The 13,550-nt window shown below is 67.5% G+C and carries 12 protein-coding genes; 8 read left to right on the plus strand and 4 right to left on the minus strand.

The genetic code is table 11. From position 1 onward, the window contains the following. Positions 1–33: 33 nt before the first annotated feature. Positions 34–675, minus strand: a complete 642-nt coding sequence (gene lipB, locus O7632_RS13525) for a lipoyl(octanoyl) transferase LipB (RefSeq protein ID WP_278114505.1) — start codon at positions 673–675, stop codon at positions 34–36. A gap of 77 nt (positions 676–752) precedes the next feature. Beyond that, on the minus strand, positions 753–2,588 hold the full coding sequence (locus O7632_RS13530) for a DUF2079 domain-containing protein (protein WP_278120030.1): 1,836 nt from the start codon (positions 2,586–2,588) through the stop codon (positions 753–755). 272 nt (positions 2,589–2,860) lie between these two features. On the opposite strand from O7632_RS13530, the gene O7632_RS13535 reads away from it, so the two are divergent. From O7632_RS13535 to O7632_RS13545, 3 genes are read left to right on the plus strand one after another with little or no spacing between them, the layout of a single operon-like run. Continuing rightward, positions 2,861–3,841, plus strand: a complete 981-nt coding sequence (locus O7632_RS13535) for an ATP-binding protein (RefSeq protein WP_278114507.1) — start codon at positions 2,861–2,863, stop codon at positions 3,839–3,841. Between the two features lie 21 nt (positions 3,842–3,862). Beyond that, entirely contained in the window at positions 3,863–4,255 is a 393-nt protein-coding gene (locus tag O7632_RS13540; protein ID WP_278114508.1) for an SCO5389 family protein, read from the plus strand. Further along, positions 4,245–5,294 carry an LLM class flavin-dependent oxidoreductase gene (locus O7632_RS13545; protein WP_278114510.1) on the plus strand — a complete coding sequence of 350 codons (1,050 nt, stop codon included), beginning with the start codon at positions 4,245–4,247 and terminating at the stop codon, positions 5,292–5,294. Before O7632_RS13540 ends, O7632_RS13545 begins: the two co-directional genes overlap by 11 nt. A 59-nt stretch (positions 5,295–5,353) precedes the next feature. On the opposite strand, the gene O7632_RS13550 is transcribed toward O7632_RS13545, so the two are convergent. After that, the gene (locus O7632_RS13550) at positions 5,354–5,698 is read right to left on the minus strand and encodes a PPC domain-containing DNA-binding protein (protein ID WP_278114512.1); all 345 of its coding nucleotides are present in this window, start codon (positions 5,696–5,698) and stop codon (positions 5,354–5,356) included. Positions 5,699–5,720: 22 nt separating this feature from the next. Further along, entirely contained in the window at positions 5,721–7,007 is a 1,287-nt protein-coding gene (locus O7632_RS13555) for a helix-turn-helix transcriptional regulator (protein ID WP_278114514.1), read from the minus strand. A 971-nt stretch (positions 7,008–7,978) separates the two neighbouring features. Here O7632_RS13555 and O7632_RS13560 point away from each other — a divergent pair. The 5 genes from O7632_RS13560 (at position 7,979) to argS (ending at position 13,524) form a co-directional block, all read left to right on the plus strand. Continuing rightward, positions 7,979–8,257, plus strand: a complete 279-nt coding sequence (locus O7632_RS13560; protein ID WP_278114515.1) for a hypothetical protein — start codon at positions 7,979–7,981, stop codon at positions 8,255–8,257. 260 nt (positions 8,258–8,517) lie between these two features. Next, positions 8,518–10,038: a pyridoxal-dependent decarboxylase gene (locus O7632_RS13565; protein ID WP_278114516.1), complete on the plus strand. Its 1,521-nt coding sequence runs from the start codon at positions 8,518–8,520 to the stop codon at positions 10,036–10,038. Continuing rightward, positions 10,035–10,958 carry a class I SAM-dependent methyltransferase gene (locus O7632_RS13570; RefSeq protein WP_278114517.1) on the plus strand — a complete coding sequence of 308 codons (924 nt, stop codon included), beginning with the start codon at positions 10,035–10,037 and terminating at the stop codon, positions 10,956–10,958. The genes O7632_RS13565 and O7632_RS13570 overlap by 4 nt, the downstream gene beginning before the upstream one ends. Then, positions 10,955–11,743 (plus strand): nucleotidyltransferase domain-containing protein, encoded by a 789-nt coding sequence (locus O7632_RS13575; RefSeq protein ID WP_278114518.1) that lies wholly within the window; start codon positions 10,955–10,957, stop codon positions 11,741–11,743. The genes O7632_RS13570 and O7632_RS13575 overlap by 4 nt, the downstream gene beginning before the upstream one ends. A gap of 47 nt (positions 11,744–11,790) precedes the next feature. Next, positions 11,791–13,524, plus strand: a complete 1,734-nt coding sequence (gene argS / locus O7632_RS13580; RefSeq protein WP_278120031.1) for an arginine--tRNA ligase — start codon at positions 11,791–11,793, stop codon at positions 13,522–13,524. Positions 13,525–13,550 lie beyond the last annotated feature (26 nt).

Raw genomic sequence — 13,550 nt, forward strand, 5'->3', positions numbered from 1 at the left:
GGCCGCACACGGCATCGTCGTCCGTGAGTTCGCTCACCCGAGAGTCGGCAGGTGCCGTTCGACGACCGGCAGCACCTCGGCCACGGTGACCGGGCGGCCCAGTTCGGCGCTCAGCGACGTGACCCCGACGTCGCGCAGCCCGCACGGCACGATCCGGTCGAACGCCGACAGATCAGGATCGCAGTTGATCGAGAAGCCGTGCTGGGTCACCCCACGGGCGACCCGGATGCCGATCGCGGCCACCTTGCGCGCCGGCCCACGGTCGTCGGCGGCCACCCACACGCCGCTGTGGTTGGGGCCCTCGAGCCGGGTCGTGGCCAGGCCGAGCTCCGCGCAGACATCGATCAACAGCTGCTCGGTACGGCGTACGTAGGCGACCACGTCGACCGGTTCGGGCAGCTTGACGATCGGGTAGCCGACGAGCTGACCGGGCCCGTGCCAGGTGATCTTGCCGCCCCGGTCGACGTCCACCACCGGGGTGCCGTCGGTCGGGCGGTCCCACACCTCGGTGCGCTTGCCGGCGGTGTAGACGCTGGGGTGTTCCAGCAGCAGGACGGTGTCGGGCTCGTCGCCGGCGACGACAGCGGCGTGCAACCGGCGTTGCTCCGTCCAGGCGACCTGATAATCGACCAGTCCGGCTCGAACGCTACGCAGGCGGGATACGGTGCTCGTCACACCGCCCAGCGTAGTGCGTTACCGGCCGGTCGGCCCGGTCCGTGGCCGGGCTCACCAACGGTCGGCGTACCGCTGGCTCACCAGCCGCCGTCGGGCACCGGCCAGATCCAGACGTCGTCGACCCGCTGCGGCGGTCCGAGCAGCTGCGTCGTGGCCCGCAGCAGCGCGTCGGCGTCCACCGGGAACTTGGCACCGTGCACCTGGTCGGCGAGGACGACCACCTCGGCGTCCCAGTAGCGCAGGTCGGCGCGGGCCGCCGCCCGGTCGGCGTCGTCGATCGGCGGCACGACACCGGTCCGCGCGACGGTGTGCAGCAGACCGTCGGTGGCCCGGGGGACCGGCCCGATGCGGCCCCGCCCGTCCGGGCCGCCCGGTCCGAGGAAGAACCCGGACGGGATGGCGAACTCGCCCTGCCGCTCGGCCAGGGCGTACGCCTGCCACCGCTGGCCGTCGGGCAGCACGTCCAGGGTGAACGGGACGGGTGCGAGCACCCCGCCGGGGCTGACGTGGTCCCGCCACGCCCCGGAGGTGACGAATTGCGGGATCGGTTCCCGTTCGATGGTGAGCAGGCTGGCCGGGACCAGCGGCAGCAGGGCGGCCACGAACGCGCCGGTCCACCACCGGCGTCGTACCGGGCCGGTCCACCACCGGCGCCGTGCGGTGCCGGTGTCGGCACCGGCTGCGGTCCGGAGCCGGTCGATCGTCAGCGCCAGCACGATCCCGATGACCGGGGCGACCACCAGGGCCAGCCGGGCCGGCAACGCGGCGTTGAAGATCGGGGCGTCGGCCAGCGGCGCGTACGGCAGTGGAACGTCGGTGATGGTGCCGTCGAACTTGAGCCGTGGTCCCCAGGAGAGCACGGTGAAGACGGCCGCGGTGACCGTCAGCGCCCGCAGGGTGGCGCGCCGGCCGGGGTCGGCGGCGCGCCACAGCATCACCAGCCCGGCGACGGTCAGGGCGAGCACCGGCAGGCCGAAGAAGCTGTTCTCCTCGGTCTCGTTGGGTGCCAGCCCGGTGTCGAGGCCGGCGATCCCGGCGAGCGAGCGTTGCGGGAACGCGCCGTAGGCGAGGACGTCCTCGCTGTGGATCCGGGCGTCGAAACCGGTGCCGTGGAACACCTGCGGTCCGAAGAAGTGCAGCCACAACGGGTACGCCAGCAGCGTGGTCGCGATCACGGCGGTCACCGCCAGGCCGCGTACCAGCCGGGGGAGCGCGGCGCGGACCTCGGCCCGGCGGCTGCGGTCCAGCGCCCAGGTGCCGAGGAAGACTCCGCAGGCCAGAGCGGTGAAGAACAGGCCTTCGGCGGCGATCGAGAAGGCCGCCGCGACGAGTACGCCGAGGATCGCCCCGTTGCGTAGCCAGCCGCCACGGGCCGTTGGTCGGGCACCGGCCCGGCCGCGCAGCGCGAGTACCCGCCAGACGATGATCGGCACCAGCCAGCCGGCCGTCCAGTTCAGGTGGGCGTTGGCGTGCGAGACCATGCCGGGTGCGAAACCGATGAAGAGTCCGCCGACGGCGGCGGCCAGCCGGGAGTCGACGAACGGCGTACCGCCGTCGCCGGTGCCGAGCCGGGACAGCAGCCAGTACCAGGCGAAGCCGGTGCCGGCGAGGTTGAGCGTCAGGATCACGGCGAAGGTCGCCGGTGGCCCGATCAGGAAGGTCAGCGGCGCGAAGACCACCGCGTACACGGTGATCGAGGTGTTGACGGCGAGGTTGACCCCGTCCGGGGCGTTGAGCAGGTAGGTGAACAGCGGGTTCTCGCCGTGGGTCAGTGCGTACGCTCCGTAGGCCAGCAACCATTCGAACAACGCCTGGTCGCTGGAGTTGACGGTGATCGCCCGGCTGTCGGGTCCGGCCCACAGCCCGCTGGTGACCCAGCCGGCGAGGGCGAGTGCCGCGAGGGCCGCCCACAGGTCGGCGCGGCGGTACTCGGCCGCGCGGAGCCGGCCGTCCGGGGTGTCCCGGGTGTCCGGGGTGTCCCGGGTGTCCGGGGTGTCCGGGGTGTCCGGGGTTGATCGACCGGAGCCGGTCGTCCGGATGGCGTCGGGTAGCGGGGACGAGGCGGTCGGCACGGGCGGAGATTACCAATTTCGCCCGACACGCCCGCGTCGTGCCTACGCTTGACGAAGTTATTGGAAATGACTTCCAATGTACTCGTACCTTTTCATCCTGGGGGAGACGTACCGTGAAGATCTGTTTCGTCGGCAAGGGCGGCAGCGGCAAGACCACGCTCGCGGCGCTGTTCGCCCGCCACCTGGCGGCGGTGTCCGCCGCCGAGGGCGGTGGCCCGGCACCGTTGCTGGCCATCGACGCCGACATCAACCAGCACCTCGCCGCGGCACTCGGAGCCAGCGACGACGAAGCGCTGCTGCTGCCGGCACTCGGTGACCACCTCACCGACATCAAGGAGTACCTGCGCGGCGACAACCCCCGGATCGGTTCCGCCGCCGCGATGGTCAAGACCACCCCGCCCGGCCGGGGATCGCGGTTGCTCACGGTCACCGGCGCCAACCCGATCTACGACTCGCTGGTCCGCGACGTCGCCGGCATCCGCCTGGCGGTCACCGGCCCGTTCGCCACCGACGACCTTGGCGTGGCCTGCTACCACTCCAAGGTCGGCGCCGTCGAGCTGCTGCTCAACCACCTGGTCGACGGGCCCGGCGAGTACGTCGTGGTGGACATGACCGCCGGCGCCGACTCGTTCGCCTCCGGCCTGTTCACCCGCTTCGACGTGACCTTCCTCGTCTGCGAACCGACGGTCCGCAGCGTCGGCGTCTACCGCCAGTATGTCGGATACGCCCGCGACTACGGCGTACGAGTGCACGTGATCGGCAACAAGGTCGACGACGAGTCCGACGTGGACTTCCTCCGGGAGGAGGTCGGCGACGACCTGCTGACCTGGATCGGCCGGTCGGCCTTCGTCAAGGCCGCCGAGCGTGGCCGGCACCAGCCGATCGCCGCCGTCGAACCAGCGAACCGTGACGCCCTGGACGCGATGCGTAAAACCGTCGATGCTTGTCCGCAGGACTGGGCCAGATTCACCCGGCAGGCGGTGGAGTTCCACCTGCGCAACGCCACCGCCTGGGCCAACGACCGGGTCGGCGAGGACCTCGCCGGCCAGGTCGACCCGGAGTTCGTTCTCGGGCCAGACCTGCTGGTTCGCTGACCGTCTGCGTGAGGAGAAAGCATGTCGCTCGACGTACCCGCCGCTCTGCTGGAGCGGGCCGAAGCCGGCCAGATCGACGACGCCGAGTTCGTCGACTGCGTACGCCAGTCCCTGCCGTACGCCTGGTCGGTGGTGTCGCAGGTGGCCGCCCAGGCCCAGGACACCACGGCCGAGTTCGCCGACCACGCCGTACCGCCGCCCAGCGAGGCCGAACGCGGCCAGCTGCTGCGGGCGCTGGCCAGTGACGCGATCCGAGGTGGTCTGGAGCGCCACTTCGGCGTCAAGCTGGCTTTCCAGAACTGCCACCGGGTGGCCGCCTTCAAGCTCGCCGCCGTCGGTGGCGAGACCTACCAGCGGTTCATCTCCCCGGTCGCGCAGATCCGCAACCAGTCACCCGAGCTGCGTGACTGCTGATCCGACCGGATCGACGGTGGTCGGCGCCCCGCGCCTGCCCGCGGTGGACCTGTTCCTGCTGGCGGCGCACGGGTTGCCGGCCACCGTCACGTACGCCCGCGCCGCCGAGGCAGCCGGTCTCGGCGGCGTGTGGCTCGCCGAACACCACTTCATCGCGTATGGGCAGTGCCCGTCGGCGACCACCCTCGCCGGCCACCTGCTCGGCGCCACCGACCGGATCAGCGTCGGTACCGCTGCCGCCGTACTGTCCAACCGGCACCCGGTGGCGCTGGCCGAAGAAGCGGCCCTGCTCGACGCGGTCTCCGGCGGTCGGTTCCGGCTTGGGGTCGCCCGGGGCGGACCCTGGGTCGACCTGGAGGTCTTCGGCACCGGGCTGCCCCGCTACCAGCAGGGCTTCGCCGAAGCCCTGGACCTGGTACGCCGCTGGCTCTCCGGTGCGGCCACCGTCGGCGCCGACGGCGAGTTCTTCACCTTTCGGGACGTGCCGGTGGTACCCCGGCCGACCCGACAGGTGCCGATCTGGGTCGCCGCGACGTCCCCGGCGACCGTCGCACTCGCCGCCGAACGTGGTCTGCCGCTGTTGCTCGGCCTGCAGGACGACGACGCCGCCAAACGGGCCACGCTGGACCGCTATGTCGACGTCGCCGCCGCCCACGGGCACGACCCGGCGGCCGTCGAGCACGCCTCGGCGCACCTGATCGCCCTCGCCGACAACCGGGCCGCCGCCGAGCGGGAGCTCCGTCGGACCCTGCCGCCCTGGCTGGCCACCACCCGGCAGTACGTGCGCATCGACGGCTCGCCGCCGGTGCACCGCGACCTCGACGCCTACGTCGAACATCTGCTGCGCATCCACCCGCTGGGCAGCGCCGAGGAATGTGCCGAGCGGTTGGCGGCCAGCGCCGCCGTGACCGGCGTGCACCACCAGTTGCTGATGGTCGAGGGCGCCGGACCGGACGGCACCGCCGAGCAGATCGCCGCCATCGGCGCCGACCTGCTGCCCAAGATCCCGACCATGGACCTACGGCCGGCATCCGGCTGAGCCGTCCGGACCCGACAGTGGCGGACTGCCCTCAGCCGACGTTGCCGAGCGATCAGGAGTCAGGAATCGATCAAGAGCGGAAGTGCGTACGCGTGTACGAAGAACGTCTCGACCCTGGCCCAATGGAGGTGCCCGGCGATGGCCGTGTCGCCCGCTCGGCTGAGGCACACATGGATGTGCACCTTCCCGTTTGTTATCTCGCCAGTACCGGACAGCTCGAATGGTTGTTGGTATTCGGTGACGATATCGGACTTGGCATCATGAGCGGGCATGTTGCTGATGGCGCATGCATCAACGGCACCGATGAGGGACACGATGGCACCATTGGTGATGCCCTCCTCAGCGGCGCGGCGTTGAATTGTCTCGATTACTTCCTCGCCTGGCTTGACTACGAGCAGCTTCACGCGGTTGACCTCTCTTGTTGGCTTATACGATTGGGCTGTTACCGGCGAGAACGGCCGCGTAGGCGCGCAAGTTCTCCCGGCACGGCTCGTCCTGGATTGCGCGGGCGAGCGCGGCGTGGATCACATGGAGATCTTGTTGCGCCAGGCTGGACAGCATGATCGCGCAGCACCATCGGGCGGCGGCGTCGCGAGGATTCGCGATCTCTGCGGCCAGCCGTTCCGCCGCCCACGGAACCCGCTCATCGCCAAGCCGATCGCTGAGACTGCTCGGGTGGCCGTCCGTCCCCGCCACGACGTGTTCAGCGTGATCCCACGTCGCATCCAGTACCCGGGCAGCGACTGCGGTCAGGTAGAGATGCCTCGCGGCCCGGTCAATCCGCAGTGCGGAGACCACCGAGTCGCCGAGGTCGGGCACTCCTACCTTGGCCAGCACGCCGGCGGCGTTGACCCGCAGGACCGGCGTCGCGCCCCAAGACATCCAGCTCGCCAGGCCACGCCGAGCCGCTTCATCTTCACCGGTCAGGGCGCTGAGCCGCATGTCCGTGGCATGGCTGGTCTGGGCCGTCGACAGCAGATGGCTATCGCCAGCCTGGACACCGCCGAAGATGCGCTGTGCCACAAGACCATCGATCATCGCCGGATCGGTGAAGCGGTACGACCCTTCCGGGCCGGAAATCACCTGCGGATGCGTCTTTAAGTGCGACGCAAGGCGGGGCGGCACCAGGGAAGCTTCCAGCTCGCGCGTTTGGCGCTGCCACAACAGCCACGCCAGCCACTCGGCTGGTTCGTCAGCAGTGGCCAGCCCGGCGCTTGGCGGTTGCTGGGGCAGCAGCCCACCGACGACCGTCATGCCGGCCGATGCCAAGAACTCGCGCCGCTTCACCGTGCTCTCTTCCTCCTGCTGTCCTGGGGCTGTTTCGGGCAGAGCGAACCACAGCCGATTGGCCGGGACACGCAGCACCCGAGCCCACTGAATGAGGCGGTCGAGGTGGGCGATCGGTGGTCCGTTCTCGATCCGACTGAGCTGCGCTTGGGAGATGCCGACCCATGCCGCTACGCGCTCTTGTGGGACCGGCTGACGCCCGTGCTGAGGATGTGTCCGCCAGGCACGTATTACCCGCCCCATGTGTCTGGTCTGGAGCGCCTCCCGAAGGACAACTTCGTCCCAGAACTCGGCTGACACCTCCGGAGCGGCAGCCAAGCGATCCCGATCCGCCGAGAGGCAGGCAGCGCACTGGTTGCCGGGATTATCCCTGGCCAAGCGGGCACCACAACGGCAGTACCGAGCTTTCTGGGTCACGGTCTTCATGGCGTCCTTGTATGACGGCTGTTGGCTCGGGATCTTACGGACGGACGTTTCAAGGGTCTACCTGTCTGCCGTGGGGAAGGTATACACGAGGTGCATATTGATGACCGCCTCCTCGGGTACTGCCACGGTCCCGCCCGGTCCCAGGTCTTGCCAATCCCGTCTAGCTGTGCTTCCGGTCGAAGCTGCTCTTGGCGCGATGAGTCGGCGGCTTGCTCTTCACGACAACCCTCTTGGCCGTCGGCTCTGTCGTCGACGCGGACGCCAACGACGATACAGAACCGCTCTGCCAGGGGGTACGTGCTCTCCTCTGCATAGGCGCGTACAGCCACGTGTGTTGAGCTTGTCGTACTCGCTCCTCGGGAGATGATCAACAAGTTGGATGGGTGGTCCGTCCGAGCGCCTCCAGGCCATGCGCGGGTCAGCCTGTTCTGGCGTGCGTCTGGGCGGCCTGACCGCGAGCATGGGGCGGCTGTACCCAGACGCTGCCATATCGGTAGCAAGCCGACCGCACCGCAGCCGCGCAGCGGTGCGGAGGGGAAGCGGCGCGGTAGGGACTTTGGTCACAGGGCCCCGCGTATGGCGCGACGTCTGGTGCGGCGTAGATCGACGTTCACCGCCATCCGGTCCATGACCTGGCGTGTTTACGGCTATGTGGCGAATGGATATCTACATACGTCGTGTGTTATGTCGGCGGCCGGACGTATGCGAGATCGTGTTACTAACGATAGGTAACCAGCGGCCCGTGAGGCTGGGCGACGGGTCTTCATGATCGACGTGCGGTGGCGTCCTCGGTTGGGCGTGGCGCTTCTTTCGGTGTCCGGTCGGCGGATGTCGCGGCAGGAGTTTGTCAATCGGTCAACTCCTGCCTCTTCGCCACCCACCGGGCGAGTATCCAAGCCGGACGGCAGCGCCCTGCCGATCCTGCAGCGCAGAGCCAGCCGATGACCGCAGCTATGTGGGAGGTGACAACGGTGAGCGACCTCGCCGACGCAGTGCGGAATTTGGCAGAATACCACGTCAAGAGCCCCGCACTGGTTGTGCAGGCGCCGGACGGCGGCTACCTAATCAACCCTGACGGAATGGGCGGCAACACTCGGAACCGATTCGTCATCTCGCGTAGCCAGCTCGGGACGCTGATGTGGGAGAACGGATTGCGGCGGAAGGAGTTGGCCGAACCGCAGGCCGCCGCAAAACTCGCCGCGATCGTGGCCAAGTTCCGAGTCCCGCCCGCCGGGTCGCCTCGGTGGTGAGCGCCCGGTGGTGGGCGGAGGGCATGTCCAGGATCTCTTCAGTCATATCGACTCGGCACGAGGAGGAAGGGCTTGGCAACGACACGGCGTTGACCGTGTCCAGTACGCCGCGACGGCGACGACCGTACCTCCCCGGCCGATCTGGCCTACCTGAACCACGACCTCGCCGACTCGTGAAGGTCGGAGTCTTCCAATGTTCCTCGTTGCGGCTCGCAGAGGTCCATTGGACGTATCGAATTCTTATTGATTGAGGACTTCAATTGACTGGCATTTCCATCACCCAGGGTGTACTGACCGATACGCAAACCGTCAACGAGTCCACGAAACTCCTAAAGTGGCTTGTCGACCTGGGCATCGAGTTCAAGCGGCGACATGTCATCTTCGGTGAACGTTTGAGTCCCGAGCAAGCCCGAGATCTGCTGATCTCTGAGCTACCCACCGCCCCGACTCCAGTGGACGGATTGCTGCGCTACTTCGAGAACACGGTATTGCCGTTGTGCAAGAACGAGGCGAGTCCCCGCTTCCTGGGTTTCGGCGACACCGGCGACGACCTGGCTGCGATGGCTGGTGGGCTGCTGGCTCTATTTACCCAACAGAACCTGATAAACCAGAGTTTCGACTCCCCGAGCGCAACCTTCATCGAGATAGCTGTCCTACGATGGCTCCGCGACCTGCTTGGGTACCACAACCAGCCTGTTAAGGACCTCAGATCGGTGTGGGACGTGGGTGGGATCATCACCCACGGCGGGACCACGAGCAACACCGTGGCCATGATGCTCGCAAGGGAGCGACATGCACCGGGCACCATGCAAGCCGGGGTGACCGATCCGGCTCGGTTCGCCATCATCGTGCCGCGAGGCATCGGGCACTACAGCGTCAAGAGCGCGCTGACCTGGATCGGCGTCGGGGCGCACCTGATTGAGGTGGATACCCGCGACTATCGCTACGACCTTCAGGCACTTACCGAAGCGTTGCGGACGAACTCTGACCGCGTCATGGCAGTGGTGGCCTACGCAGGAGACAGCCGCACCCAGACCGTGGATGACCTGCGTGCGGTGCACGACGCGGTCCGAGCCGTGAACGAACAGATCTGGCTGCACGCCGACGCGTGCTGGGGCCTGGTGTGCGCCTTCAGTCACACTTTGCAAGCCAAGATCGACGGCATCGGTGAGTACGACAGCATCACCGTCGATCCCCACAAGGTCATGTCAGTGCCGTACGGGCTGAGCGCGTTGCTGGTCCGCGATCCCGCTGATCTGCGAATGATCTCCACCTACTCAGACCTGATCATGCAGGAGGACTTCGCGTTCGGCCAGGTGACCCCGTTCATCGGCAGCAAGGGCTGGCTGTCGCTCAAGCTGTGGATGATGATGCGTGCTCACGGACGCTCCGGGCTGGCACGCATCGTGGAGCGCCGCATCGAACTGGTCAAGGCTTTTGTGACGCTGGTCGATGACCATCCTCGGCTGATACGCCTACACGACCCGGACTTGGTCGCCGTGGTCTTCATGTACCTGCCCGACCGCTACGACCCGCACGCGCCCGACGTTGACCTGCTCAACCAGGCCAACCAGTGGATTCACGCTCAGCTCATCGCCGAGGGCACCTGGCATCTTCATCAGTTCAGCATCGCCGACGACGCCGGGCGCGTTCGTCGTAGCACCACCCTGTATCCGCTGCGGTTCATGGCCGCCAACCCCCGTATCGAGTACGCCCACCTGGTCGGTGTCCTTGAGTACGTCGTGGGCCTCGGTCAACGCTGGGAGAAGGATTCACGGTGAGCCGCGAGAATGGTTTCAAGTCCGTGTACGAGGCGGTCGGCGTCTACGACCGGGTCCTTCTGCCGCACTTCTACGACGGTATCGAGGACATCGATCTCGTCGGACGGTTCATGGCCGAGAAGTACGGGTCGCCGGGCACCGCATGCCAATTGTCGATTGTAGAGTTCGGTTGCGGGACGGGCCGGATCACCGCCAGGCTTGCACCCTACGCCCGACGCCTCGTCGGAGTGGACTACAGCCCGGCAATGATCGAGGCGTTCCAGGCGAGGTACCCGCATGCGCGGACGCACTGCCTGGACACCCGCGAAGCCGTCGCCGGCCTTCTGGACGACGGTCAGGCGGACGCCTTCGATGTTGTGGCCGCGTTCTGGTCGTTGAGCTATCCGTTGGGCGAGTGCTTCGAGCAGATGACCGCCGACGGTATCCGGCCCGAGCCCGACACCGGCTCGGCGCGTCGTCGTGCCGGGCAGCTTGTACGCGACCTGTTGCGGTTGGTCGCCCCCGGCGGTCATCTGCTCGTGCTGTTCTTCGATTCCGAAACCCGCGAGCAGCACATGGTTACCCGGCTGTGGGAGAAGCTCGCGCCATTCCCCGAAGGGGGCCGCGGATACACCCGGCAGCTACTCCTTGACGAGTTGTACGCCGCCGAGCGACGCGGACAGGGCAACCTGACGCACGTCCGGCGGGCAGGCGTCGCCACTGCCAGCGACCGTGACGCAGCCCGCGCCTGGTTCGCCACCGTTCATCTAAAGGGCATGCCGGCACTGGTCGATGACCCACAGGCCCAACGCGACATCGATCAGTTCGTTACCGCGTGCTCACGCCCGTCCGGACAGGTCGACATCCCCACCGGCGTCCATGTCATCGACTTCACGATGTCTCAAGATCGTGCCCGGCGCAGTCGGGGAGCCGAAGCATGATCGAGCACGCTCTTGAAGACGCCAGCCACATCTGCGCCGCCGTCGTCGGCGATGCGGGTTACGGCTTGGCCTACGGCTCCCACGCCGCCGGCAACGCCAAGCCCGACTCGGACCTTGACCTGCTCTACGTCGCTGCCACCGAGCTGGGCCACACCCAAGCCGTCCGACTCATCGAACAAGTGGTCGCGCTGCACCGCAAGCACCAGCTGCGGCTGGACCATGAAGTCGCCTATGAGGTGAAGCTGTACGCCACCCTCGCGCAGGTCGACGCCGCCATCGCGCTGCGCGGATTAATGATCCAACCAGATGGCCGCCTGCGGGTACCACAGTTGGTGGCCCAGCCCTTGTTTCTCAACTCCGTCCCGTTCAAGCTGAGATTGATCTTCAACGCCCTCACCAGCGCGCATGCCTTCCTCGGCGGCAACCTCAACCTCTACCAGCACCACCGCGCGCAGGCTTGTCGGTCCCTTGCGCTGCTCGCTCTCGCGCTGCTGGACCCCGTCTCATCCTTCACGGCGACGCAGGTAGTCGCGGTCCTCACCCACGGCTACGGCACCGCCGGCAAGGACTATCTGGGCTACACCGGCGATGCCACGCTTTACTCGGCGCTGCAGCAGGGCCTCATCCACCTCGCCGCCGAGCAGGCCGTCACGGTAGTCGACGGCACCCACTATCGTGCCCACCCCCAGGTGTGTCGCCAGCTCGTGGCGACACTCACCGGGTCTACCCCGGCAATTGCCGAGCCGAATGACGATGCTGCGACAATGGCGAACACCAACCATTGAGAGGAAGCACGTTGATCGTCAACGAGGTCCTGTCGCTGACCAGCACGATTGAGGACACTGTCCAGGCCGCGATCACCCGAGCGCTGCCCGAGCTGGCCGGTGCCGACCCCGTTGTCCGACGTTCCGAGCACGCCGACTTCCAGTCCAACGCTGCCCTCGCCCTGGCCAAGCCCGCCCGCCGCAGGCCCGCTGACCTCGCCAGTGCTCTGGCCGCCGCACTGCAAGATCAGGTGCCGGCGGCGCTGGCCGGAGTCTCTGTCTCTGGACCCGGGTTCCTCAACATCACCCTGCCTGACGCCGTGCTGTGGCGGCAGGTTGCGGGTCGTCTGGCCGGCCCGAGGCTCGGTGTCGGAACCCCGCACGCGGGCCAGCGAACCCTGATCGACTACTCAGCGCCCAACATTGCCAAGGAGATGCACGTCGGGCACTTGCGTACCACGATCATCGGGGACTGCCTCGCCCGCGTGTTGGGCTTCCTCGGTGCCGAGGTCATTCGGCAAAACCACCTTGGCGACTGGGGTACTCAGTTCGGGATGCTCATCCAGTACCTCGACGAGCATCCCGACTCCGCCTGGCACCACGACCAGCTTGCCGCCGGCACCTCCACCGTGTCCGCCCTCGACGCGCTGTACCGGGCCGCCCGCGCCGCGTTCGACGCCGACCCCGCCTTCGCTGACCGTTCCCGGGCGCGGGTGGTGGCCCTGCAGGCCGGCGACCCGCCCACCGTCGCCGTGTGGCGGGACATCGTTGCCGAGTCCGAGTTGGCGTTCCGTGAGATCTACGACCGGCTCGGCGTCCAGCTCACCCCGGAGGACTCGGCTGGCGAGTCGTTCTACAATCCGCTGTTACCCGGCATTGTGGAGGAGCTGACCGACGCTGGCATCGCCGTGGCGAGTGACGGCGCGCTGTGCGTGTTCTTCGACGACATCGCCGGCCCGGACGGCAGCCTGGTCCCACTCATGGTTCGCAAGCGCGACGGCGGCTACGGCTACGACACCACGGACCTGGCCACCATCCGGTACCGTATCCGAGACCTGAAGGCCGACCGAATTTTGTACGTGGTCGATGCCCGCCAAGCCCTGCATTTCCGCATGGTCTTCACGGCCGCCCGCCGGGCCGCCTGGCTCGGCGACGATGTCCAGGTCGAGCACGTCGCGTTCGGTACAGTGTTGGGACCTGACGGGCGGCCGTTCAAGACCCGTTCCGGCGAGACTGTCAAGCTCATGGATCTGCTCAACGCGGCCGTGGATCGTGCACGGGCTGTCGTTGCCGATAAGGCAACGGATCTGGGTGACGAGGAGCTGGACAGGATCGCGGAACAGGCCGGCATCGGCTCGGTCAAGTACGCCGACCTCTCCACCTCTCGCACCAAGGACTACATGTTCGACGTCGACCGGATGGTGTCGTTTGCCGGCAATACTGGCGTCTACCTGCAGTATGCCCACACTCGGATCTGCTCGATCCTGCGTAAGGCACCCGCAGATGCCGTCGAGCTCGATCCAGCCGTCTCGCTACATCCCGCCGAGCGGGCGTTGGTTCTGGCCCTAGACGGCTTTGCAGACACCCTCACCGAGGTTGGCCGGACGCTGGAGCCACATCGACTGTGCGGCTACCTGTTCACCCTCGCTAAGACGTTTACCGACTTCTACGAGGCTTGCCCCGTCCTGACAGCAGAGAACTCGGCGGCACGCGGTAACCGCCTCGCTCTGTGCAGCCTCACCGCGCAAACGCTTCGGCAAGGGCTGAACCTACTTGGCATCGCCGCACCAGAACGACTCTAGGGTGCCCCACGCGGGGCCGGGGGCTT

The organism is Solwaraspora sp. WMMD406, from assembly GCF_029626025.1.
Classification (GTDB): domain Bacteria; phylum Actinomycetota; class Actinomycetes; order Mycobacteriales; family Micromonosporaceae; genus Micromonospora_E.